The 25,578-nt window shown below is 44.3% G+C and carries 17 protein-coding genes and 1 pseudogene; 12 read left to right on the plus strand and 6 right to left on the minus strand.

The genetic code is table 11. The features are described 5' to 3' along the window. Window positions 1-4: 4 nt before the first annotated feature. The 3 genes from betA to GVV58_RS00540 all read left to right on the plus strand — a co-directional run bounded on the left by betA (window position 5) and on the right by GVV58_RS00540 (window position 5,152). On the plus strand, window positions 5-1,672 hold the full coding sequence (gene betA, locus GVV58_RS00530; protein ID WP_159515762.1) for a choline dehydrogenase: 1,668 nt from the start codon (window positions 5-7) through the stop codon (window positions 1,670-1,672). A gap of 147 nt (window positions 1,673-1,819) precedes the next feature. Beyond that, window positions 1,820-2,590, plus strand: a complete 771-nt coding sequence (locus GVV58_RS00535; protein ID WP_159515763.1) for a hypothetical protein — start codon at window positions 1,820-1,822, stop codon at window positions 2,588-2,590. Window positions 2,591-2,953: 363 nt separating this feature from the next. Beyond that, complete coding sequence (locus tag GVV58_RS00540; RefSeq protein ID WP_005170892.1) at window positions 2,954-5,152, plus strand: OsmC domain/YcaO domain-containing protein; 2,199 nt, start codon at window positions 2,954-2,956, stop codon at window positions 5,150-5,152. A 300-nt stretch (window positions 5,153-5,452) separates the two neighbouring features. Here GVV58_RS00540 and GVV58_RS00545 read toward each other — a convergent pair whose 3' ends face one another. Together GVV58_RS00545 and GVV58_RS00550 are read right to left on the minus strand one after the other, a co-directional pair. Beyond that, on the minus strand, window positions 5,453-7,165 hold the full coding sequence (locus GVV58_RS00545; protein WP_159515764.1) for an electron transfer flavoprotein-ubiquinone oxidoreductase: 1,713 nt from the start codon (window positions 7,163-7,165) through the stop codon (window positions 5,453-5,455). Window positions 7,166-7,385: 220 nt separating this feature from the next. Beyond that, entirely contained in the window at window positions 7,386-8,222 is an 837-nt protein-coding gene (locus GVV58_RS00550) for an IclR family transcriptional regulator (protein ID WP_005170895.1), read from the minus strand. A gap of 480 nt (window positions 8,223-8,702) precedes the next feature. On the opposite strand from GVV58_RS00550, the gene GVV58_RS00555 reads away from it, so the two are divergent. The 5 genes from GVV58_RS00555 (at window position 8,703) to GVV58_RS00575 (ending at window position 13,986) form a co-directional block, all read left to right on the plus strand. Then, complete coding sequence (locus GVV58_RS00555; RefSeq protein ID WP_074383164.1) at window positions 8,703-9,857, plus strand: acyl-CoA dehydrogenase family protein; 1,155 nt, start codon at window positions 8,703-8,705, stop codon at window positions 9,855-9,857. Between the two features lie 31 nt (window positions 9,858-9,888). Further along, the gene (locus GVV58_RS00560; protein ID WP_159515765.1) at window positions 9,889-11,088 is read left to right on the plus strand and encodes an acyl-CoA dehydrogenase; all 1,200 of its coding nucleotides are present in this window, start codon (window positions 9,889-9,891) and stop codon (window positions 11,086-11,088) included. Between the two features lie 251 nt (window positions 11,089-11,339). Continuing rightward, the gene (locus GVV58_RS00565) at window positions 11,340-12,620 is read left to right on the plus strand and encodes an MFS transporter (protein ID WP_005170902.1); all 1,281 of its coding nucleotides are present in this window, start codon (window positions 11,340-11,342) and stop codon (window positions 12,618-12,620) included. A 41-nt stretch (window positions 12,621-12,661) separates the two neighbouring features. Beyond that, window positions 12,662-13,333, plus strand: coding sequence for a 3-oxoacid CoA-transferase subunit A (locus GVV58_RS00570; protein ID WP_005170906.1), 672 nt, complete (start codon window positions 12,662-12,664; stop codon window positions 13,331-13,333). Next, window positions 13,333-13,986 carry a 3-oxoacid CoA-transferase subunit B gene (locus GVV58_RS00575; protein ID WP_005170908.1) on the plus strand — a complete coding sequence of 218 codons (654 nt, stop codon included), beginning with the start codon at window positions 13,333-13,335 and terminating at the stop codon, window positions 13,984-13,986. The genes GVV58_RS00570 and GVV58_RS00575 overlap by 1 nt, the downstream gene beginning before the upstream one ends. A 181-nt stretch (window positions 13,987-14,167) precedes the next feature. Here the strand turns inward: GVV58_RS00575 and GVV58_RS00580 are convergent. Beyond that, window positions 14,168-14,916 (minus strand): annotated as a pseudogene (locus GVV58_RS00580) (IS5 family transposase). 113 nt (window positions 14,917-15,029) lie between these two features. Between GVV58_RS00580 and GVV58_RS00585 the strand changes: the two are divergent. After that, window positions 15,030-17,615 (plus strand): EAL domain-containing protein, encoded by a 2,586-nt coding sequence (locus GVV58_RS00585; protein WP_159515766.1) that lies wholly within the window; start codon window positions 15,030-15,032, stop codon window positions 17,613-17,615. A gap of 24 nt (window positions 17,616-17,639) precedes the next feature. Here GVV58_RS00585 and GVV58_RS00590 read toward each other — a convergent pair whose 3' ends face one another. From GVV58_RS00590 to GVV58_RS00600, 3 genes are all read right to left on the minus strand, one after another. Beyond that, on the minus strand, window positions 17,640-18,839 hold the full coding sequence (locus tag GVV58_RS00590; RefSeq protein WP_159515767.1) for an MFS transporter: 1,200 nt from the start codon (window positions 18,837-18,839) through the stop codon (window positions 17,640-17,642). 17 nt (window positions 18,840-18,856) lie between these two features. Beyond that, window positions 18,857-20,122 (minus strand): DcaP family trimeric outer membrane transporter, encoded by a 1,266-nt coding sequence (locus tag GVV58_RS00595; RefSeq protein ID WP_159515768.1) that lies wholly within the window; start codon window positions 20,120-20,122, stop codon window positions 18,857-18,859. A 114-nt stretch (window positions 20,123-20,236) separates the two neighbouring features. Continuing rightward, window positions 20,237-21,535, minus strand: a complete 1,299-nt coding sequence (locus tag GVV58_RS00600; protein WP_159515769.1) for an MFS transporter — start codon at window positions 21,533-21,535, stop codon at window positions 20,237-20,239. Between the two features lie 448 nt (window positions 21,536-21,983). On the opposite strand from GVV58_RS00600, the gene GVV58_RS00605 reads away from it, so the two are divergent. The 3 genes from GVV58_RS00605 to GVV58_RS00615 are packed head-to-tail and all read left to right on the plus strand — an operon-like array spanning window position 21,984 to window position 25,517. After that, a complete protein-coding gene (locus tag GVV58_RS00605; protein ID WP_005170924.1) occupies window positions 21,984-22,757 on the plus strand; it encodes an enoyl-CoA hydratase in 774 nt (257 codons plus the stop codon). Window positions 22,758-22,759: 2 nt separating this feature from the next. Next, window positions 22,760-24,280 (plus strand): 3-hydroxyacyl-CoA dehydrogenase, encoded by a 1,521-nt coding sequence (locus GVV58_RS00610; protein WP_159515770.1) that lies wholly within the window; start codon window positions 22,760-22,762, stop codon window positions 24,278-24,280. Between the two features lie 25 nt (window positions 24,281-24,305). Beyond that, window positions 24,306-25,517 (plus strand): 3-oxoadipyl-CoA thiolase, encoded by a 1,212-nt coding sequence (locus GVV58_RS00615; protein WP_159515771.1) that lies wholly within the window; start codon window positions 24,306-24,308, stop codon window positions 25,515-25,517. The last annotated feature ends 61 nt before the right edge of the window (window positions 25,518-25,578 follow it).

A 25,578-nucleotide genomic window follows, 5' to 3' on the forward strand; every position in this document is an offset into this window, starting at 1 on the left:
CTTGATGAATTACGATTATATTATTATCGGGGCAGGCTCGGCCGGAAATGTGCTGGCTGCTCGATTGACTGAGGATCCGGATACCAAAGTCTTGCTATTAGAGGCGGGCGGGCCGGATTATCGTCTGGATTTTAGAACCCAGATGCCGGCAGCCTTGGCTTATCCTTTACAGGGACGCCGTTATAACTGGGCCTATCTGACCGATCCTGAACCACATATGAATAATCGCCGCATGGAATGCGGACGTGGTAAAGGCCTTGGTGGCTCATCGCTGATTAATGGCATGTGTTATATCCGCGGCAATGCCATGGATCTGGAACAGTGGGCCAGCTTGAAAGGTCTGGAACACTGGAGCTATGCAGAATGTCTGCCCTATTATAAAAAGGCGGAAACACGCGATATTGGTGGCAATGACTACCATGGCGATGCCGGGCCGGTTTCAGTCGCAACACCAAAAAATGATAATAATGAACTGTTTCATGCCATGATCGAGGCCGGTGTACAGGCAGGTTATCCACGAACAGATGATTTAAATGGCTATCAGCAGGAAGGCTTTGGCCCGATGGATCGTACCGTGACGCCAAAAGGTCGTCGTTCCAGTACTGCGCGCGGTTATCTGGATATGGCCAAAGGGCGCGATAATCTCACCATTATTACCCATGCCATGACCAATAGAATTTTGTTTAGCCAGAAGCAGGCGATTGGCGTGGAATATTTTGAAGGGCAAAATGCCTTACAACCCATTCAGGTCTTTGCCGATAAAGAAGTTCTGCTGTGTGCTGGGACGATTGCTTCCCCGCAAATTTTGCAGCGTTCAGGTGTGGGTCCTGCCGCATTATTAAAAAGTCTGGACATTACAGTCGTTCAGGACTTGCCGGGTGTGGGCGAAAACTTGCAGGATCATCTGGAAATGTACCTGCAATACCAGTGTAAAAAACCGGTCAGTCTCTATCCCGCCTTAAAGTGGTATAACCAGCCGATGATTGGTGCTGAATGGTTATTTCTAGGCACAGGTATTGGCGCCAGTAATCAGTTTGAAGCAGGCGGCTTTATCCGTTCTTCCGACGAGTTCGAGTGGCCCAATATCCAGTATCATTTCCTGCCGATTGCAATCAACTATAATGGAACCAATGCCATTCATGAGCATGGTTTTCAGGCGCATGTCGGTTCGATGCGTTCACCCTCCCGCGGGCGTATACAACTCAAATCCAAAGATCCGTTTGAGCATCCAAGTATTTTATTTAACTATATGAGTACCGAGCAGGATTGGCGCGAATTCCGGGATGCCATCCGGATTACCCGGGAAATTATGCACCAGCCAGCACTTGATCCTTATCGGGGTGAAGAAATCAGTCCGGGTCAAGCTGTACAGACAGATGCCCAGATTGACGAGTTTGTGCGTAATCATGCTGAAACCGCATATCACCCATCTTCTAGCTGTAAAATGGGCGAGGATGATATGGCAGTTGTGGACGGTTATGGCCGGGTACATGAAATGCAGGGTCTCAGAGTCATTGACGCTTCCATCATGCCCTTAATTATTACCGGAAATTTGAATGCCACTACCATCATGATGGCCGAGAAACTGGCAGATCATATTCGGGGAAATCCGGCTTTAGCTGCATCGACTGCGCCGTTTTATCGGGCAGCTCGAGTCTCAAGCCAAGCTTGAAATTTCTATTTTACAGGTGGAAATAGGCATAAACTTATATTAATTATGCGTTAAAATAAGCTGTATATTTTGATATTAATCGATCTTTAAGTAGGGCTGCATCATGTTTTCAGCCCTTTTATTTACCCAAAAAGAATTTTATATTTTATGAGAATCTTAAATCAAACCTTGCTCTTCGGCTGTGTCACATTTTCCAGTATTTGTAGTTTTGCAAATGACGTTCAAAACAATCAAATACAAGCAAGTGGCAACCTGAGCGTGGTGTCTAAATATGTATCACGCGGTTTAAGCAATGCACCGGAAGACGATAATATTGCACTACAAGCAGGGTTGAATTTGGCCTATGGCAACTTTTATGTGGGCTATTGGGGTTCTACATTGGGTTATTCCTATGCTGAGGTGCAAGGACGCAGAGGGCATAGCACCGATAAATTCGAGCATGACTTTCTGGTCGGCTATACGCACAGCTCGGAACATTATGATTGGGATTTCTGGAATGCTACCTACTATTATCCAGGGGGCGAAAACACCACCGGTAATGAGTTGGGTTTAAATGTCAGCCGTATGCTGGATGAAAAAACCAGTATTGGCGCGAGCGTATCGACCTATCTTTATGATGTGGCCTATGCCAATCAGGGCGATACCTTTTATACGCTGAATCTGAACCATCAATTGAATGATCGTGTGAATGCCAGTCTGACTGCTGCAGGTAGCTATTTTAATGATGAAGGCAAATATGAAGGTGGAGAACTGGGCGATACCCAAAAACAGCATGCCTTTCGTTATGCGTCTGCCGGACTGAGTTATGCAATCTTGCCTCAATTAAGTGTGTCAGGCGAATATCTGGTGGGGGGCTATGACCGCTACGGTGACAAGCAGCGAAATCTGGCTTTATTCGGTTTAAGTTATGATTTTTAAGGCCTTAAAGCTTAGAAGATGAAATTATTTTTATCTGTCTTAAATATCTTAAAGCTACATCAGAAGCGCTCATTCGATATTAAAAGCAACACATGGATCGTCACAAATTTTAAATGTGTTGATTCATGTTGTTCCTATTTCTTAGCTTTATAGAAAATATCGCGGAAAAAGTCACAAACGTTATCAATTTCATCAAATGACTCTATAATAGCGCCCATTCTTAAAGGGTTCGCCGTAGTCTCATGACTACGTTATTACCCTGATTTATTTTTAAGTCAAGTTCTCCTGCGTGATTCGGCTTGTACATTCAGATTCAGCATCTTATTTGTCCATGGCGGCACATAAGAACATTTAGGTGTCCACATGGAAATCAAGGTCAATTATCTCGACAATCTGCGCCAAGAAGCCAAATTTGATGACTTCACGGTGATTGCCGATCAACCGATTCGCTACAAAGGCGATGGTTCTGCACCCGGCCCATTCGATTATTTTCTGGCCTCATCGGCGCTTTGTGCGGCCTACTTTGTCAAAGTGTATTGTGCAGCACGTGATATTCCGACCGAAAATATTCGCCTGTCACAAAACAATATTGTCGATCCTGAAAACCGTTATAAACAGATTTTTAAAATTCAGGTTGAACTGCCAGCTGATATTTCAGAAAAAGACCGTCAAGGCATTTTGCGCTCGATTGATCGCTGTACCGTCAAGAAAGTTATTCAGACTGGCCCTGAATTTGTAATTGAAGAAGTCGAAAGCATTGATGCCGATGCGCAAGCCTTGTTAATGCCAAGTCTGGCCTCTGAAAACAGCACTTTTATTCCGGGCAAAGATCTGCCTTTGGAAGAAACCATTGCCAATATGTCTGCCATTCTGGCCGGTCTGGGCATGAAGATTGAAATCGCATCATGGCGCAATATCGTACCAAACGTATGGTCATTGCATATTCGTGATGCACAGTCGCCAATGTGCTTTACCAATGGTAAAGGTTCAACCAAGGAAAGTGCGCTGGCATCTGCACTGGGCGAGTTCATCGAGCGCTTGAACTGTAACTTTTTCTATAATGACCAGTTCTGGGGTGAAGACATTGCCAATGCAGAATTTGTACATTATCCGGATGAAAAATGGTTTAAGCCGGGTCCAAATGGCGAACTTCCGCAGGAAGTCTTAGACGAATATACGCTTGAAATTTATGATCCTGAAGATGAGTTATTGGGTACGCATCTTTATGACACCAACTCGGGCAATACTGAACGTGGTATCTGTTCACTGCCATTTGTACGTCACTCCGATGGTGAAACGGTTTATTTCCCATCGAATCTGATTGAAAATCTATACTTGAGTAACGGGATGAGTGCAGGGAATACCTTGCCTGAAGCTCAGGTGCAATGTCTGTCTGAAATCTTTGAACGTGCAGTCAAGCGTGAAATTATTGAAGGTGAACTGGCTTTACCAGATGTACCTGAACAGGTGCTGGCGAAATATCCAAAAATCGTTGAAGGTATTAAAGGTTTAGAGGAACAGGGCTTCCCGGTGCTGGTCAAAGATGCCTCATTAGGCGGTCAATTCCCGGTAATGTGTGTGACCTTGATGAACCCGCGTACCGGCGGTGTGTTTGCCTCTTTTGGTGCGCATCCAAACTTTGAAGTGGCACTTGAACGCAGCCTGACTGAATTGTTGCAAGGTCGTAGCTTTGAAGGTCTGAATGACCTGCCAAAACCAACCTTTAGTTCAAATGCCGTGACTGAACCGAACAATTATGTTGAACACTTTATCGATTCAAGCGGTGTGGTGTCTTGGCGTTTCTTTAGTGCCAAAGCAGATCATGAATTTGTGGAATGGGATTTCACCAACCATGGCCAAAACTCCAATGCAGATGAAGCTGCAGCTTTATTCGGCATTCTGGAAGAGCTCGGTCATGAAGCCTATATGGCGGTTTATCAACATTTAGGTGCAACGGCTTGTCGTATCCTGGTGCCAGGCTATTCTGAAATCTATCTGGTCGAAGATCTGATCTGGGACAATACCAACAAGGCTTTGGCATTCCGTGAAGATATCCTGAACTTGCATCGTCTGGATGAAGAACAGCTTGAGGCGCTGGTAGAGCGTCTGGAAGAATGCGAACTGGATGATTATACCGAAATCAAAACCCTGATCGGGGTTGAATTCGATGAAAATACTGAATGGGGACAGCTCACTATTCTTGAGCTAAAACTCTTGATTTATATCGCTTTACAGCAATTTGAAGAAGCCAAGGATCTGGTTGAGCAGTTCTTGCAGTTCAATACCAATACCGTTGAACGTGGCCTGTTCTACCAATGCATGAATGTCGTGCTTGAAGTATTGCTCGATGATGATATGGAGCTGGAAGATTATGCACACAACTTCCGCCGTATGTTTGGTGATGAACGTATGGATGCGGTTATGGCTTCAGTTGAAGGCACGCTTCGTTTCCATGGCCTGACTGAAACCAGTATGAAGCTTGAAGGTCTGGATCGTCATTTACGCCTGATTGATAGCTATAAAAAACTGCATGCTGCGCGTGCCAAGTTTGTCGCAAAATAAATCAATTCCCTGAATGACTCAAATTTTAGTCGTTCAGGTCTGATTTTAAAATGGCTGATCCGGCTTCGGGTCAGCCATTTTTTCAGCACGACATAAACCAGATTATTTTCCTATCTCATTTCAATAGATAGAGTGATACAGGCTTATTTTGATTTACTTTAAAATTTATTAATCCCAGCTCTCGAGAGAACTGGGATTACCTAAAAAATTAAAGTGAAGAGTTAGTACGAACTGCTTCAAGATTGGGTAAGTGAATCAGAGAAATAGATATATTTTTTTAATTCACAAGAACTATCCAAATTACATATTTGGATAGTTTGGACCACCGCCACCTTCCGGTGTTACCCAGGTGATGTTCTGAGACGGATCTTTAATGTCACAGGTCTTGCAGTGCACACAGTTGGCTGCATTGATCTGGAAACGCTTGGAACCGTCATTATTTTCCATGATTTCGTATACACCTGCCGGGCAGTAACGCTGTGCCGGCTCATCCCATTTCGGTAAGTTCACTTCCACCGGAATCGAAGCATCAGTCAGCTTTAAATGCGCAGGCTGGTTTTCTTCATGTACGGTATTGGATACAAATACTGAAGACAGACGGTCAAAGGTCAGCTTGCCATCCGGTTTAGGATAGTTCGGTTTAAACGTTTCAGCCACCTGAGTTTTCAGTGCCGCATGGTCTTGTACCAGATCATGTAGGGTAAACGGTACTTTAAACACGTTCTGATCAATGAAGTTAAATGCACCACCGATCCATTGACCGAATTTATGCATTGCCGGGCCAAAGTTACGTGAGTTATATAACTCTTCTTTCAGCCAGCTTGCATCAAACTTGTCTTTATAGGCAGTCAGTTCTTTGACAAAGAAATCTTCGCCTTCAACTACACGCGCAACCGCCAGATCACCGCCTTTTTCCACACCAGCCGCAATCGCTTCAAATACCGCTTCGCCGCAGAGCATGCCGGACTTCATTGCCGTATGTGAACCTTTGATTTTGGCAAAGTTCAGGAAACCTGCATCATCACCAATTAAAGAGCCACCCGGGAAGGTAAATTTAGGCAGTGAGTTAAAGCCACCTTTGGTCACGGCACGTGCGCCATAAGAAATACGCTTGCCGCCTTCCAGATATTGTTTAATCAGAGGATGGGTTTTCCAGCGCTGCATTTCCATAAATGGATACATATGCGGATTGGTGTAGGACAGATCCACGATCATGCCCAAAGTCACCTGATTATTTTCAGCATGGTATAACCACCAGCCGCCACTCGAGCCGGTTTCATTGAGTGGCCAGCCGGCACCATGCATCACCAGACCCGCTTTGTGCTTGGCCGGATCAATTTCCCACAGTTCTTTGATCCCGATACCGTAATGCTGTGGATCTGCATCTTTGGCCAGGTTGAACTGTTCGATCAGACGTTTACCGAGGTGGCCACGACAACCTTCAGCAAAAATGGTGTATTTGGCATGCAGTTCATAACCCGGGGTAAAGTTATGCGTTGGTTCGCCATCTTTACCAATGCCCATGTCACCGGTCTGGATGCCTTTCACGGTACCGTCAGCATGATACAGAATGTCCGATGCGGCAAAGCCCGGAAAGATCGAGACTTCCAGTTCTTCCGCTTTCTGGCCTAACCAGCGCACCACATTGCCCAGCGAGATGACATAGTTGCCATCGTTATGCATGGTTTTTGGCACCATCCAGTGTGGGGCTTCTTGTGATTTTTCATCTGAAAGCAGGAAGAAAGTTTTATCTTCGGTCACCGGCACATTGAGCGGTGCGCCTTGATCTTTCCAGTCCGGGAATAATTCATTGATGGCACGTGGTTCAAGTACCGCACCTGACAGGATATGTGCACCGACTTCGGAGCCTTTTTCTACGACACAAACGGACAAATCATTTAAGTTGTTTTCAATTGCAAGTTGACGGATCTTGATCGCAGCAGATAGACCTGCAGGGCCTGCGCCGACGATGACGACGTCAAACTCCATCGATTCTCTTGTTATATCTTCCATAATATAAAATCCAGTTTCGCTATACGATATTTATAGCATTATCCAGATGGCTTATGAAGTCTAATTTTTGTTTTTTATAGGGATAGATTTTGAGAGTCTTGGATTGCTGTAGAATGAATAGAATTGAAAAGATCCGGTTCAATATTAGAAAACGGTTTAATTATTATTGGCTGCAACAAATAAAAAGAGCGACCTAAGCCGCCCGAATGAGAGGTTTTACTTACATATTATTCAGGTTCATGGCAATACTATTCACCATGTGAATCAGACGCGGGCCAATTTCATTTTCCAGTTTTTCCTGATTTAGCAAATAACTTGGTGCACCACAGTTAAAAGTTAAAATACCATGTTTGGGATGAATCAAAGGAACGGCCACAGAGTTCACATCTTTGGCCCAGTCTCCGAGAGATAAACAATAACCATAATCCTGATAATCGCGAATGGCGCGTTCTAGATTTCGTTTAATTGTTGTCCATTGATCTTCATTTCTTTTTTTAATGGCATCAAATAAATATTCACGTTCTTTCACGTCCATCGCCGCCAGACATGCACGCCCCATGGCACTCGAATGAATTGGTAAAGTTGAACCCACTGAACGGCGCATGGTTAAAGTCGTATCTGTATGTACCACTTCCAGATAGATCATATTGAGACGGTCACGTGTTGCCATTGCCACTGGCGCCTGGGCATAACGTGACATTTCTTCCATAAATGGATAGGCCTGGGTTCGCGCAGAAATATTACTTAAGGCAGAATAGCCCAGAGCCAGTACACCGACATCGAGTAAATATTTAGTCGTATTTGGAAGTTGTTTCAGATAGCCTAAAGATACCAGCGTACTGGTAATACGCGCCACGGTTGGCTTTGGTAAATTGGTCATTTGTGCAATTTCTTGATTGCCCAACAACTGATTGGTCGCAGAAAAGCATCTTAGAATCTCAAGGCCACGCGCAATAGACGCAATAAATTGGGGATTGTTTTCGCGATGAATATGCGAGATTGGATCTAAGCGAATTTCATCAAAATTAGGTATTTCACCTGTTTTATTTTTAGTCATGGTCTACATAAATAGAGAAGTAAATTAATGAATATCATAGCAACTTAGTTTCACGATACAAAATAAAACATTTAAATTGTAGATGAATTATATGAGTAACGACTAAATATTATTCTATCTCATGTCTAAATGCTGCTATACATAATAAATAACTGCAAAAAATAGTGGAGCTATTTTTAAAATAAAGCCTTTAAATAAACAATAAACTTTATCACTTTTTAAGCTTTCATCTCTGGTCAGCTCCTTATAGAAAGCAGCGTTAGTAAAGCGAAATTTAAAAAGCAATAATTTCGTATTGTGAAATATTATTCTATATTAAATCCATTTTAAAGCCAGATAAATTTCGTTTTTTTATAAAAAATAAATTTTTTGACGAATTTGCTTGCTGAATTTTTATTTTTATGGTTATTTATTTCGTAATACGAAACTAAAAATAAAACGGTAAAGGAATTTACCCAGACCATATACATGGAGATTCATATGATTCGCGATCCGGAAATGCTCGATCAACTTCTGTCTACGATTCGAGATTTTGTAAAAAATGAACTGGTTCCTCTCGAACATGAAGTAGAAGAGAACAATGCCATTCCTGAACATATTGTGGAACAGATGAAAGAGCTGGGTTTGTTTGGTCTGACGATTCCAGAAGAATACGGCGGTTTAGGCATTACCATGGAAGAGGAAATTCTGGTTGCGATGGAATTGGGCCGGACATCGGCTGCATTCCGTTCTCTAATCGGGACCAACAACGGTATTGGTTCAAGTGGCATCGTCATTGATGGTACAGAAGAGCAAAAACAGAAATATTTACCGCGTTATGCAACCGGCGAAATCATTGGTTCTTTCTGTTTGACTGAGCCAGATTCCGGTTCAGATGCTGCATCTTTAAAAACCAATGCGGTAAAAGATGGCGATTATTATGTTTTAAATGGCACCAAACGTTTTATTACCAATGCGCCACGTGCAACGACATTTACAGTCATGGCACGCACCAATCCAGAAATCAAAGGCGCCAGTGGCATTTCAGCATTTCTGGTAGAAGCGGGCACACCAGGCTTGAGCCTAGGCAAAATTGATAAAAAAATGGGTCAACATGGTTCTTATACCTGCGATGTTATTTTCGATAATTGCCGGGTGCATAAAGACCAGCTGATTGGTGGTGTTGAAGGCGTTGGTTTCAAGACGGCCATGCGCGTTCTGGACAAAGGCCGTTTACATATTGCCGGCTATAGCGTGGGTATGGCAGAGCGTATGCTGGAAGATGCCTTAAACTATGCGGTAGAACGCAAGCAGTTTGGTCAGGCTATTGCAAATTTTCAGCTGATTCAGGGCATGTTGGCTGACTCTAAAGCTGAAATTTATGCAGCCAAATGTATGGTACTGGATGCAGCCCGACTGCGTGATGCCGGTCAGAATGTGACGACGGAAGCCTCTTGCGCCAAAATGTTTGCCACTGAAATGTGTGGTCGTGTCGCTGACCGCTGTTTACAGATTCATGGTGGAGCAGGCTATATCAGTGAATATTCAATTGAACGTTTTTACCGTGATGTGCGTTTGTTCCGTTTATATGAAGGAACGACACAAATCCAGCAAATTATTATTGCGCGTGAAATGATTAAACAGGCAACAGCCTAAACACATAATTTTAAAATAGGGAAATATTAAAATGACGACAAAAATTAGATTTGATTGGCAAGACCCGTTTTTAATCGAACAGCAATTGACCTCAGAAGAGCGCATGATTCGTGATGCTGCAGCTGCTTATTGTCAGGATAAGCTGATGCCGCGTGTATTGGAACAGTTCCGTCATGAAAAAACCGATCCGGCTATTTTCCGTGAAATGGGTGAACTCGGTTTGCTGGGCCCAACCATTCCTGAACAGTACGGCGGTGCCGGTTTAAATTATGTTAGCTATGGTCTGATTGCGCGTGAAGTCGAGCGTGTCGATTCAGGTTACCGTTCGATGGCCAGCGTACAAAGCTCCTTGGTGATGGTGCCGATTAATGAATTCGGTTCTGAAGAGCAAAAACAAAAGTATTTACCAAAATTAGCCACCGGTGAATATATTGGCTGTTTCGGTCTGACTGAGCCAGATCATGGTTCTGATCCAGGCAGCATGATTAGCCGTGCCAAAAAAGTCGATGGTGGTTACCGTTTAACTGGCGCAAAAATGTGGATTACCAATAGTCCAATAGCCGATGTATTTGTGGTCTGGGCTAAAGAAGTCTCTGCTGAGGGTAATGTCGGTGACATTCGCGGATTTATTCTGGAAAAAGGCTGGGAAGGGCTGTCTGCACCTGCGATCCATGGCAAAGTCGGTTTACGTGCCTCGATCACCGGTGAAATTGTGATGGATAACGTCTTTGTACCGGAAGAAAATGCATTTCCAGAAGTGCGTGGCTTGAAAGGTCCATTTACCTGCCTGAACAGTGCCCGTTACGGGATTGCCTGGGGTGCCATGGGCGCAGCAGAATTTTGCTGGCATACCGCACATCAATACACCATGGACCGTAAACAGTTTGGCCGTCCATTGGCAGCAAACCAGCTGATTCAGAAGAAACTGGCCGATATGCAAACTGAAATTGCCCTTGGTTTACAGGTAGCATTACGTTTTGGTCGCATGAAAGATGAAGGTATCGCGTCAGTTGAAGGGACTTCACTGATCAAGCGCAATAACTGTGGTAAGGCCCTGGATATTGCACGTCTAGCACGTGACATGATGGGCGGTAACGGGATTTCTGATGAATTTGGTGTAGCCCGTCATCTGGTTAATCTGGAAGTCGTGAATACCTATGAAGGTACTCATGATGTACATGCCCTGATTTTAGGACGTGCACAAACCGGCATCGCTGCATTTTGTAACTAAGTCTAGCTATAACATCTAGCCAGCACATGCTGGCTAGAGCGCCGACTATTTGTTGCCGTTTGTTTACAAATACCAGGTTTTCAATAAGATACCCAATTAAAAATCAAGTGGAAACATGCACATAAATTAAATACCCGATAGGCAGATGATAGGATTATCACCCTGGTTCACTATATCTTTCATATAAATAATTACGTGAAAGATAAAAGTTATAAAAGCACCGGAATGCTCAAAAATATTTTAAGGACGCCATGAATACGATCAGTGCGCAACACCCTCATTTGGAAAATGATAACCAACCCAAGAAAAAAGTCTGGATTCTGGCCTTTGTGTTCTCATTTTTGGCATTACTGGTCGATGGAGCAGATATTGCGTTATTGGCCTACAGTCTGACCAGTCTGAAACAGGAATTTTCATTAAGCAGTATGCAGGCAGGGGCGCTGGGCAGCTGGACATTGGCAGGTATGGCGATTGGTGGATTTTTTGGTGGCTGGGCCTGTGACCGGTTCGGGCGGGTTCGAGTCATCGTGATCGCCATTGCACTGTTTTCTTCATTGACTTTCTGGCTAGGATTTGCCGAAAGCTATGATCAGTTTAAGTGGCTGCGTTTTACTTCTGCGATTGGTCTAGGCGCCTTGTATATTGCCTGTAATACCCTGATGGCGGAATATGTGCCAACCAAGTATCGCTCGACAGTATTGGCCACACTGATGACCGGTTGGACCCTGGGCTCGGTCGTCGCCACTGTTTTGGCAGGCTGGTTATTGCCCGAATTTGGCTGGCGATATCTGTATTATATTGCGATTATTCCTATTGTACTTTCTGTCGCAATGTACTTTTTAGTGCCTGAACCCAAAGCCTGGTTAGATGCACGTCAAGCGCGCCTCGATGCCAAAGCCAGCGGGATTGTTCAGGAAAAACCTAAAAACACTTTTAAAATGGTTTTTGAAGATGCACTTAGCCGTCGCATGTTCATTCTCTGGTCATTCAGTACCGCATTTTTACAGTTTGGATATTACGGCGTCAGTAACTGGTTACCTGCCTATCTAGAGTCGGATCTGGGCATCAAGTTTAAAGAAATGACCATGTATATGATTGGCACTTTCCTGATCATGATGTGTACCAAAGTCATTGCCGGTTTTATTGCCGACCGTATTGGCCGTCGTGCAGTGTTCGCATTTGGCACCATGGGCACCGCAATTTTTATTCCGGTGATTGTGTTTGGTAATACCCCGGACAATATTCTCTGGCTGATGCTGTTTTTCGGATTTCTTTACGGTATTCCCTATGGCATTAATGCCACCTACATGACGGAAAGTTTCTCGACCAAAGTACGTGGAACTGCGGTTGGTGGTGCATATAACGTGGGCCGTTTAGGTGCTGTTTTTGCCCCACTGACGATTGGTTATTTTGCTCAGGGTGGATCTATTGGAACCGGTTTATTGATCATGGGAATTGCCTATTTTCTTTGTGGCTTGATTCCGGCTTTCTTTATTAAAGACCGCTTATTTGATCCGCAAAAAGCCGATTGATCTACCAATCAAAATATATAGAAAAGATGCTAGGAAGCAATATGATGAATAAAATCACGCAGGATATCGAAACAGTTCTCAAACAGATTCCTGATGGTGCACACATTATGACCAGTGGTTTCGGTCTGGCAGGCCAACCGGTGGAACTGATCGAAGCACTGATTGATCTGGGCCCGAAAGATTTAACCATTATCAATAATAATGCAGCCTCTGGAGATCGTGGACTTACCAATTTACTGTTATCGGGACTGGTCAAAAAAATGATCTGTTCCTTTCCACGCGCCAATAACTCTACTGTATTTGAAGACCTGTACAAGGCTGGAAAAATTGAACTGGAACTGGTTCCGCAGGGCAATCTGGCCTGCCGTATTCAGGCAGCAGGTGCCGGCTTAGGGGCAGTTTTCACGCCGACTGGCTTCGGCACCAAAATTGCAGAAGGCAAAGAAACGCGCCACATTAATGGCAAGGATTATGTGCTGGAATATCCGATTCATGCCGATTATGCCTTGATCTATGCCAATCAGGCAGACCGCTGGGGCAATTTGACCTACCGCAAGGCAGCGCGTAATTTTGGTCCGATCATGGCCAAAGCGGCGACAACCACTATCGCTCAGGTACATCAGATTGTGGAGCTGGGAGATCTTGATCCAGAGATTATCGTAACGCCGGGCATTTTTGTACAGCATGTGGTTCAGGTCGGAGATATCAAATAATGACTATTCAAAAACGTACTCGTGAACAGATTGTGGCAAAAGTCGCGCAAGATATTCCAAGCGGTTCTTTTGTCAATCTGGGCATCGGTTTACCGACCCGTGTGGCAGGTCATTTAAAACCGGAACAGAACGTGATCCTGCACTCTGAAAATGGTGTTTTGGGTTTTGCGGCCTTGAATGATCCTGAACAGGCAGATGATGACCTGATTAATGCCGGCAAGGAACTGGTGAGCATGCTGGAAGGCGGCAGTTTTATGAACTCTGCAGATTCCTTCGATATCATGCGCGGTGGGCATCTGGATATTTGCGTCATGGGGGCCTTTCAAGTGGCGATTAATGGTGATCTGGCCAACTGGCATACCGGTAATGCCGCTGCTGTACCTGCCGTAGGCGGCGCCATGGATCTGGCCGTCGGTGCCCGTTGTGTTTATGTCTGTATGGAACATGTCACCAAAAACGGTGCAGCCAAAATTGTTGAAGAGCTGACTTATCCGATTACCGGCAAGCACTGTGTAAACCGTATTTATACCGATTTGTGTGTGATTGAGCTCAAAGACCAGCAGGCCCGGGTCATTGAGATGGTGGAGGGGTTAAGCTTTGAGGAACTGCAACAGCAGACCGGATGTAAATTGCTGGATCATCGGCAGCAGTAGACAGCGCAGAGCTTCACCTTGTATAAATTACAGTATGCCTGTAACTTGTAAATCGTAGCTTAGGCTGCGATTTACGCATGTTTAAATGCTGAGTATTACATATAGATTTTGAATATCTGGAATAAGGCCGATCTTTACGCAATTTGAAGATATAAATACAAATTTTTGCTAGGGCGTGTCATCAATTAAGCCAAATGATTGTTGAAGCCAGGTAGATCGCTGATAAGAAGTTTTGAGCCAATTTATCATAGCGTGTGGCAATAGCACGATACTGCTTGAGCTTGGCAAAAAAGTTCTCGATCAGATGTCTTGCCTTGTAGAGATTTCGATTATAATCACGCTGATCAATAGAATTACTTTTCGCTGGCATCACAACTTGACCCTTCGCCTCTAAAATTGGATCAATGACTCGATCCCTGGAGTTGTAGGCTTTATCCATAAGCCAGGTCTGGCTCAACGATAAGTCCAGCAACACATCTGAACCGTTTAAGTCATGGACCTGCCCATCAGTGAGATAAAATCCTGTTGGGTTGCCTAAAGCATCAGTACGGGCATGAATTTTGGTGCTTAAGCCCCCTTTACTGCGTCCAATCGCCTGATTTTTTCCCCCCCAGCGCTGTGTTGATGAGCACGTACAATGGTGGAGTCTAACATGGCATATTCATTATCACTGTCATGTGACAGTACTTCAAAGACTCTCTGCCACACACCTGTTTTAGCCCAACGACTAAAACGAGTATGCACGACTCTAAAATCACCAAAGCGTTGGGGTAAGTCTCGCCACGGGATACCTGAACGATACCGATACAATACCGCTTCAACAAATAGTCGGTTATCTTTGGCCGTTACTCCAACAGTACCCATTCGTCCAGGTAACAGATCTTTAATCTGTTCCCACTGCTCATCTTTTAATGCATAGCGTTTAGTCATAAAAGTATAATGGGGACAAGGCGGTTTTCCTCAAGCTAATTGATGACACGCCCTAATGATTGTTTTAAAAATAAGTCTAGAATATTAGCAAGCTAAGGAAGGTGATATTCTGCATGGATAGTAACTGTGATGAACAAGATATTTTTCATATTTTCAACCTGATTGGCCGCCATACCGAGCTTAAACCTATTCTCGATATCATCAGTCAGTGGCTTGAATCGCGTATTCCAGATGCGTTTGTCACCATCATGCTCTATAAAGAAGACACGCAAACCTTAAACTTTATCAGTGGTAAACAGCACTTTTCAAAAGAATATTGCAGCGCAATCCAGGATTTAAAAATCGGGCCAGATCAAGGCACTTGCGGTACGGCTGCCTTTTTGCGTCAGCTCGTCATTAGTCCACACTTGATGAAAGATCCCAACTGGAGGTCTTACCGTGCTTTGATCAATGCAGAAAAACTGTCGAGCTGCTGGTCAACACCGATCATTAGCGCATCGGATGTTTTATACGGCACTTTTGCAACTTACTATCGAACGCCTAAAATACCGACAGAGTCTCATATCCGGCTGTTACAGCAAGCTGCGAATTTGGTTGCACTCGCGATCGAGCTTGATCATGAACGGCAGAAAGGACAGGCAATTAATGAAAAGTACTGTTCTTTCTATACCTATCATCCCGATATCATTTTTGAACTGGATTTACAGGGCTATGTGCTTAATACCAACATTGCCTGCCAGGAAATTACAGGTTTTTCCGAGGAGCAAATTCAAAACCAGCATTATTGTGCATTTATACCTACCGAATTCCAGGAACTTGCCAATGTTTCATTTTCAGAAACGCTGCAAGGTAAAGCACAACATTATGAACTTCCGATTTATAACGTTCAGGGAGATATTATCTGGCTGGATTTAACCAATTTGCCGATTATCCAGAACCAGAAAGTTACCGGTGTGATTGGTATTGCACGAGACATTACTTTACGCCGTAAAAATAAGGAAGCTCTACGACTATTAAAGCGTGGGGTCGAGGCAAGTCCAAATGGGATTTTTATCACCGATGTTTCGGAAAAAATGTCGATGGTATATGTCAACCCGGCTTTTCTGAAACTCACCGGTTATACCGAACAGGAAGTTCTGGGACGAAGTTGCTTTTTCCTATATGGAGCGGATACGGCAGCAGATCAGATTTTGTTACTCCAGCAAGCAGTAAAACAACAACAAGAAGCGCAGGTAACCATCAAAAATTATTGTAAGGATGGCAGCTGGTTCTGGAACCGTTTGACCCTTGGCCCGATTTTTGATCAAAACGGAAACTGCACCCATTTTCTGGGGATTCAGGAAGACATTACCCAGCAGCGTATTCATGAAGAATATATCAAGCATCAGCACACCCATGACCATTTAACCGGCTTGCCGAATCAGCATGCTTTCAAGCAGATTCTAGAGCAGGTTTTTGCACAGCGGCACGATAGCGCACAGCCTTTAATCCTACTGTATATAGATCTGGATGACTTTAAAAATATTAATGATAGTCTGGGACATCTGGTCGGTGACCAGATTCTGAAAAGTGTGGGTGAGCGCTTGCAGGGTTTCGCTCAGGAAAACAATGTGCTATGCCGCTTTGCCGAAGATGAATTTATTTTACTCATGTCAGGTGAGTATGCGCAAAGTGAAGTCGAGGCTATTGCTGAAAAAATGCTGGAGCTGCTGTCCCAGCTTTTTATCGTGGATGAATACAAGATTCATTTAAGTGCCAGTATTGGTATTGTTGCAGATGACAGTTCGATTCAGCATTCTTCTGAGCTGATTTATCAGTCTGTTCTGGCGATGCAGGAAGCCAAAAGACAAGGCCGAAATATCTGGCAATGGTATGAAAAAACCAATATGAAACCTGCACCAGAAATAGATTATGCAAATCTGCGTATGGGACTGATGCAAGCGATCAACCAGAAACAGTTTAATCTTTTCTATCAACCGATTATTAATCCTGCAAATGGTCAGGTGACTGGCGTAGAAGCTCTGATTCGCTGGCAGCACCCGCAGCAGGGTTATATTTCTCCTGCGGTTTTCATTCCGCTTGCAGAACGAACAGGGCAAATTATCGGTGTAGGCCAGTGGGTTCTGGAAAAAGCCTGCGTAGATATTGCTGCATGGAACAAGCAGCACAATCGTCAGATCACCGTATCGGTCAATATTTCTCCGCTCCAATTCCGCAGGGCAGGTTTCCTGCAAATACTTAAACATGTCCTTGCAAGCAGTCAATTGCCTCCGGAACTGCTCAAAATTGAGATTACCGAAGGGGTGATTATTAATGGCGCAGATCGCACCATTGAAATTTTGAAAACGGTACGTGCTTTAGGTGTTCAAGTCGCGATTGATGACTTTGGGACCGGCTATTCAAGCCTGAGTTATCTACGGCGCCTGCCGATCAACCAGATCAAGCTAGATCGGAGTTTTATCGAGGAACTGACACTGGATGATCAGAATGCTGCAATTGTTCAATCCATCATTCATCTGGCCCATCAGCTTGATTTAGATGTTGTGGCTGAAGGTGTGGAAACCTTGAATCAAGCCCAATTACTTTATCAACAAGGCTGTGATTTACTACAAGGCTTTTTTTATGCGAAACCTGCGCCTTTAACTGAATTAAAGCCTCTTTATTTATCCATGGAATCTGATCATCCGCAAAGAAATTAAAAATTCAAGGTGAAAGTACAGTGATTAAGGTCTGGGCTGGATATTCACCAAATTGTGTTTTTGATTCAGGTCATAATAATTAATTACAAACATCAGCAAGGCAAATAGAAAACCGAGTGCTACACAGGCCGGCCAGCCATAGATTTTCCATAAACTTAAAGACAGAAATGCACCAAGCCCGGCACCAGAAAAATAACAGGTCATGTAGATGGCATTAATACGCGAGCGGGCTTGGACTGAAAGCCGATAGACCAGATTCTGGTTGAGTACATGTAAAGATGAAATGCCAAAATAGGCAATCATCAGGCCCAGAATATATAACCATAAACTGCGCTGTGCAAAAGCCAGAGGAATCCAGGCCAAAATCAGTCCAGCTGTCGCGAGCTGTGCCAGCCACTTCTCCCGATGGCGGCCAATCATTTTCCCCGTCCATTGTGAAGACCAGATCCCGATTACCCCCACGACGCCCATCAGACCAATCTGGAAGTCATTAAAATGGTAGGGTGCTTCTGCCAGAATAAAAGTCATGGTGGTAAAAATGATGCTCAGCATTCCAAAACCCAGACCGCCGATAAGACTCCGTCGCATCAACATCGGTTCGGTCTTGGCAAAGGTAAATAAGGAATAATAGATCTGTAAAATGCTCATCTGTAACTGGCTTTTCGCTTTGGGTAACTGATACCACATCGCAATACTTAAAAGTAAAATGGCGCAACCACTTAATAAGTACACGGCATGCCAGGACCATAAGGTAGAAATCATTCCTGATACAGTTCGGGCAAACAGGATACCGACCAGAACACCACTCATCAGCAGACCCACCACTTCGGCACTTTTTTCACGCTGCGATAAATTGGCGGCAAAAGGAATCAGAATCTGGGTGCTAATAGAACAAAATGAGGCAAGCAGGGTAAAGCCATACAGCATCTGCAAATTACTGCTGGCAGACAGTCCGATCAGTGCCAGGCCGGTACAGCACATCAGGCTACAGATATATAAACGCTTTTCAAATAAATCACCCAGAGGCACAAACAAAAACAGACCGGCTGCATAGCCAATCTGAGTCAGGACCACTGTCCAGCCAGACTGCGCCACACTTATATTTAAGTCCTGGGCAATCGAATAAATTAAGGGCTGGTTAAAATAGTTACAACCTGCGCAGAGTGCGCAGGTCATTGCCATCATGAACATGAAACGGCGTGAAATTTGCCCTTGGGCTGACATCCTTGTCTCCTGAGGCTTTAAAAACTATAGTTGGCAGAGAGGTTGATACGCGAAATATCTGCTTCCTTGTTGTCAAAGGTTTCACGCTTGCCATGATGATATTCTGCACCCAGGTTAATCTTTGGAACAGGAGAGTAGATCACGTTGGCTACATAGTCGGTTAAGCGCTTATTGGTCTTAGGATTCGCGCGTGCATAGTCGCTGGAATCATCAAAATCAACAACGCTGGCATTAATGCTACTACGTAGTTTTGGTGTGAATTTATGCGTAAAGCCGATACTTAAACTATTAAACTCATTCAGCAATAGTTCGTTATTGATTGGATCGACTGAATAATCACCACCCCAGGCGGTACCATCCGTTAGTGTCCCTTGTGTTAAAAAGGCTGCAATGCGCTGGTCACCGACCATATGGAAATAGTTGCCTTGAATCGAGTTTTGATCATCTAAACGGTAACGTCCACCAACGCCCACACCCCAGCCAACTTTCTCGATATCACCTGTATCTGTTTGCGCTTGCTTTTGATTGACAAAGCCTTGAGCTAATAAATGCAGCGGTCCTGATTGATGAACATATTTAGTGGTTAAGGCAGGCAAAGCAGAAGAACGATCGCCACCGGCCATATATTCCAGACCGACATTCCAGGTGTTTTCTGGATCAAATTTGAAAGCATAGCTCACCTGAGGCGTACGTAGGACTGATCCACCCAGGAACAAGCTGTAATCGACAGCTTCAGTGCTAATTTCTGGTGTAGACATCAATGACCAGGCCTGACCAAATGTCCAGTTATAGTATTTTAAGTGTGCATGACGGATACGTAATCCACCATCGCCTTTACCATTGTTGGTCCAGAAGTCGGCTTCTAAACGAGCAGAAACATTCGGATTGCCTCCTAGATCTTTGGCCAGGAAACCAATCCGGCTGGCAGCCGCAGTAAAATCGGAACGTACAGAATCCGGTTCAGTAAAAGGTACTTTATTAATCTGGTTAATGGTACGGCCACGGGCTTCAGTAGTACTTTTGAAATCGACTGCACCATCAAAGCGGATCAAGCCATAAACATCGACATTATCTACCATTGAACTCAGCGTTTTAGAGTCTTGCGCTTTGGCTTGTTCCTGCTGGTTCTTTAATGCAAGTTGCGCGGCTTTTTGTTGTTCTAGTTCTGCCTGGATTTGCTTTAACTGTGACTCAAGAAATTGCATACGGTCTTCAGAAGCTTCTGCTGAAAATGCCTGTGCTGAAGCAATACCACATAATGTCGCTAAAACTAATTTTTTCATTTCTTAATCCCTGAAGAAACTTTTAATCCTGAATGAAAGGAAACCTTTCTATACGTATGGTCAATATTTGGAGAAAGAGGAAGACAGCAAGTTATACTGCCTTCCAGAGAGCATTTATTCTGCTTTTTGCGGATCGTATAAACGGTCTTTAATAAACAGGGCAGGAATCAAACCGCATAGGAAGTATGCTGCACCCATTACCAACAGACCTGTACCAATCGAACCATGCATCGCAAGATAGCCAATCGTAATTGGAGCGAAGATTGCACCGATACGACCAATATTGAATGCACCGCCCACCGCTGTACCACGAACACCAGTCGGGAAACTTTCGGTTAGATAGGTTGCATTGATGGCATATGGAATACCGTACAGGAAGCCGAAGATCAGCATCAGTACACCAATATTGTCTGCGTTATGCATATACACCACGACAGGGATAAATAGCGCTGTTCCCATGGTGCCGAAAGCAAACACAATACGGCGACCAATTTTATCAGCAACATAACCTGCAATGATTTTGGCAAAAATCATGGTGATGAATGTACCCACCATATACAGTGCCATTTCTTTAAACTTGATGCCTAATTCAGCTTCAAGATAACTTGGCAACCAGTTACTTACACCGAAGTAACCAAATAGCAAGAAACCGGAGCTGAAAGACCACAAAATAAACATCTTGCCATGGGTTTTATCTTTAAGAATAGTGATGTATGGATTACCTTTTTTGGTATCGTTATCCACAATCTGACCAGTTCTTTTCATTTCACGGACACGTTTCCATGATTCTGGCTCTGGCACCATAAAGTGCATCAGGATACCCAAAGCTAATGGAGCAATTGTGATCCAGTACAGCATACGCCAACCGAATTCAGGAATGATCCAGCCTGAAAGCATGGTGATGACCAGAGAACCTAAAGTGAAACCGGTCATTAATGTTGCCAGTACGGTGGTACGGTATTTGGTCGGTACGTATTCTGACATCAGGGTATTACAGGCAATATATAAACAGCCTAAACCCAAGCAGGAAAGCGTACGTAGAATTGCAAACTCAGTATAAGATTGGGCAAAACCTGAATAGGCAGATAAAATTGAGAAGGCGATGGTTGCTAATACGATGACACGTACGCGTCCAAACTTGTCACAAGCCCATCCACCGACAAAGCCACCAATTCCCATACCCAAAAGAGAATAACTTCCCAAGGCGCCGGCCTGTACAGAAGTCAGTCCCCATTCCGCTTTCAGACTGGTCAAGCTGAAAGCCAGAATACCAATGTCTGCACCGTCACATAGTAAAATCAAAAAAGCAAAGGCAAAGGCCGTCATCCACAGGCGTTTAGGTGCCTGTTTAACGGTGCCGTCAGAGGAGACTCCCGTTTTGGTTTCCTCAGCTACGATGGTATCGCTTGTCATTCTTATATCCTCTATAAATTAAAAGTAGCATTTCCTCTGCTACCGCTAAATCCATTTTCTTCCTCACGGAAAAGCATTTTCCTTGATCTAAGGAGATTGCTTCTGTTTGCCTGAGCCGTATCCACCATCCGGCTGCAGTGATTTTTTCAATTTCCAGGCTAAAAAATCAGCATTTACTGAGGATTTATGTTTCACAAATCAATATTTAGTTTTGCTCTGTGGTTATTTTTTACTTAAATAAACAACCAAATTACATTTAAAATATTTAATTCCGTATTGCGAAATCAATTAATCATAAAATTACTAGCCAAACAAGAGTTTTTACTCTATTTTTAGTAAAAAATAACTTATTAGAGTTTATGGACTAAAAAAACTTGATTTAATGACCTAAAAATCATATGTTTTATACAAAATAAAGTTTCGCTATACAAAATAAATGGAGATTATAATGGAACAGGTCGTTCAAATAGAGCAAATCTCGACGCATGTGGCGATGGTTAAAATTCATCGGCCTGAAGCAAAAAATGCCTTGAATACAGAAGTACGTCAGAAACTTGCTGCTGCTTTTCTACAGCTCAATGATGATGAAAATATCCGTGCCATTATTCTCACTGGGGGCGAAACAGACTTTGCCGCAGGGGCCGACCTGAAAGAATTAGCGACTGCTGAAACTATCCAGATGATGCAGCGCCGTACTGAACGTTACTGGCAGGCTATTGCCCAGTGTTCAAAACCGGTGATTGCCGCTGTAAACGGATATGCACTGGGGGGTGGCTGTGAACTGGCAATGCATGCTGACATTATTATTGCCGGAAAAAGTGCCCAGTTCGGTCAACCGGAAGTGAAAGTTGGCGTGATGCCGGGTGCAGGTGGCACTCAACGTTTATTCCGTGCAGTGGGTAAATTTCATGCCATGCGCATCATCATGACCGGTTGTCTGGTACCTGCGCCGGAAGCTTATCAAATTGGCCTGGTCTCTCAAGTGACCGAGGACAATGAAACCCTTGCCACTGCCATCAAGATGGCCGAAGGTCTGGCAAAATTACCGCCAATTGCCTTGGAGCAAATCAAGGAAGTGGCATTACTGGCCGAAGATGTGCCGCTCAATGCCGGACTTAGCCTGGAACGTAAGTCTTTCCAGATGCTGTTTTCTTCAGAAGACCAGAAAGAAGGCATGCAGGCCTTTATTGAAAAACGTAAACCGAATTATCAGGGACGATAAGCATGAGCATTCAAATTCAGAAAATCGGTATTATTGGTGTAGGCACGATGGGTGCAGGTATTGCCCAGATCGCGATTCAGTCTGGTCATGATGTGGTTCTGTTTGATGCCAAAGAAGGGGCAGCCGAACAGGCACAGGACAAACTGGCCAAAACATTAAATACCTTGGCAGATAAAGGTAAATTCAGCCATGAAAAAGCCGCTGAAGATATTGCTCATTTGTCGACTGCGCAGCAGCTAGAAGACCTGAAAGATTGCGACTTGATTGTTGAAGCGATTATTGAAAATCTAGAAATCAAGCAAAAACTGATGCAGCAACTGGAAGGAATCATAAAACCAGAAGCGATTCTGGCATCCAATACCTCTTCATTGTCGATCAGTGCAATCGCTGCCAACTGTGAGCAGCCAGAACGTGTTGCCGGTTATCACTTCTTTAATCCGGTACCACTCATGAAAGTGGTCGAAGTGATTGAAGGTTTTAATACCCGTGCTGACATTATTGAAGCACTAACCCAGCTCTCGACAAAAATGGGCCATCGTCCGGTCAAAGCTAAAGATACCCCAGGGTTTATCATTAACCATGCCGGCCGTGCCTTTGGTAGCGAAGCCTATGCAATTCTGAATGAAAATGTCACACCATTTTATGATATTGACAGGATCTACCGTGAAGGAATCGGTTTCAAGATGGGGCCGTTTGAATTAGGCGATCTGACCGGTATGGATGTATCGCATCCGGTAAGCGAGTCGATTTATCATCAGTATTATGAAGAAGCACGTTACCGCCCAAGTGTGATTACCCGTCAGCGCTTTATTGCCAAACAGCTCGGCCGTAAAACCGGTAAAGGCTTCTATGATTACACTTCCGGTAGCAAAGTAGGTGATGTGGCTCCAACACTGGTTGAAAAACTCGATCAATATCCAGCAGTCTGGCTGGGCACAGAATATAGTGAAGATCGTCAGGCGCTTGAGCAGTATCTGCAACAGTCCAATATTCAGATCGAGCAGACTGAAACACCTTCGGCAGATGCCTTAATCTTAATTGCCACTTATGGTGAAGATGCAACTTCAGCCGCTGTCCGTTATCAGGTGGCACCTCAGCAAGTGGTCTGCATCGACCTGCTCTATGGTCTGAATAAACATCGCACTTTAATGCCAACTTTTGTGACCAAGCCTGAACTGACTCAGGCCGCACAATCGATTTTTAATCTGGATGGCGTGACTGCGAGCACAATTCAGGAAAGTGTCGGCTTTGTGGCGCAGCGTGCTTTGGCAATGATTGTGAATCTTGGTTGTGATATTGCCCAGCAAGGCGTGGCAACGGTAGAAGACATTAACATTGCCGTGAAATTAGGCCTCGGTTATCCGCATGGTCCAATTGAATGGGGTGATGTATTGGGTGCTGAAAAAATCCTGAAAATTCTGGATCGCATGACTGCAATTACCCGTGACCAGCGTTACCGTCCAAGTCCTTGGCTGCGTCGCCGTGTTCAGCTCGGTTTAGCACTTGTCCATAGCACACATTAATTAAAAAGTTAAAGGAATAACATTCATGTTAAATGCATATATCTATGATGGTTTACGTTCACCAATTGGTCGCCATGCAGGAAGTCTGGCAAGTGTCCGTCCAGATGATCTGGCTGCAACCGTGATTAAAAATCTGCTGGAAAAAACCGGTATTCCGGCAGCAGATGTAGAAGATGTCATCTTTGGTAGCACCAATCAGGCCGGTGAAGATAGCCGGAATGTGGCACGTTTTGCAGCATTGTTAGCCGGTATGCCGGTCACTGTGCCTGGGCAGACCATTAACCGTCTATGTGCTTCAGGCCTAGGGGCGGTGATTGATTCGGCGCGCGCGATTACCGCAGGCGAAGGTGAGCTGTATATTGCCGGTGGTGTAGAAAGCATGTCACGTGCGCCTTTTGTGATGGGTAAAGCAGAAAGCGCGTATTCACGTGAGGCCAAAATTTATGATACGACCATTGGTACCCGTTTTCCGAACCGTAAATTCACTGAACAGTTTGGCGCACACAGCATGCCGGAAACTGGTGATAATGTGGCTGAAGAATTTGGTATTTCACGTGAACAGGCAGATACTTTCGCCGCTGCATCACAGGCAAAATATCAGGCAGCAAAAGAAGCAGGTTTCTTTGCAGGTGAAATTACTCCAATTGAAGTTTCTCAAGGACGAAAATTGCCGCCTAAACAGGTCACTGAAGATGAGCATCCACGTGCTTCTTCAACATTTGAAGCATTATCCAAGTTAAAACCGCTATTTGAAGGTGGGGTGGTGACTGCGGGGAATGCATCAGGTATCAATGACGGCGCTGCAGCACTGATGATCGGCAGTGAAAAAGTTCAGGAACAGTACGGCTTAAAACCTCTGGCGCGGATCCTGTCTTCAGCCGCGGCTGGGATTGAGCCACGCATCATGGGTGCAGGTCCAATTGAAGCAATCAAAAAAGCCGTAAAACGTGCAGGCTTAACGCTGGACGATATGGACATTATCGAGATCAATGAAGCATTTGCCAGTCAGGTATTGTCTTGCCTGAAAGGTCTGGATGTTGCTTTTGATGATCCGCGTGTCAACCCAAATGGTGGCGGAATTGCGATTGGCCATCCACTGGGCTGTTCGGGTGCGCGTTTGGCTTTAACCGTTGCGCGTCAGTTACAGCGTACCGGTAAAAAATATGCCGTGATCAGCCTGTGTATTGGTCTGGGTCAAGGCTTGGCAATGGTGATTGAAAACCCTGAAGCAGCTTAACCGCTTGAGTTATCACCTTCATGCCATGTATAGATGATATGCATGGCATTTTTTATTGCGC

Source organism: Acinetobacter sp. 18QD2AZ41W (assembly GCF_009829025.1).
In the GTDB taxonomy this organism is placed as follows: Bacteria; Pseudomonadota; Gammaproteobacteria; order Pseudomonadales; family Moraxellaceae; genus Acinetobacter; species Acinetobacter pseudolwoffii.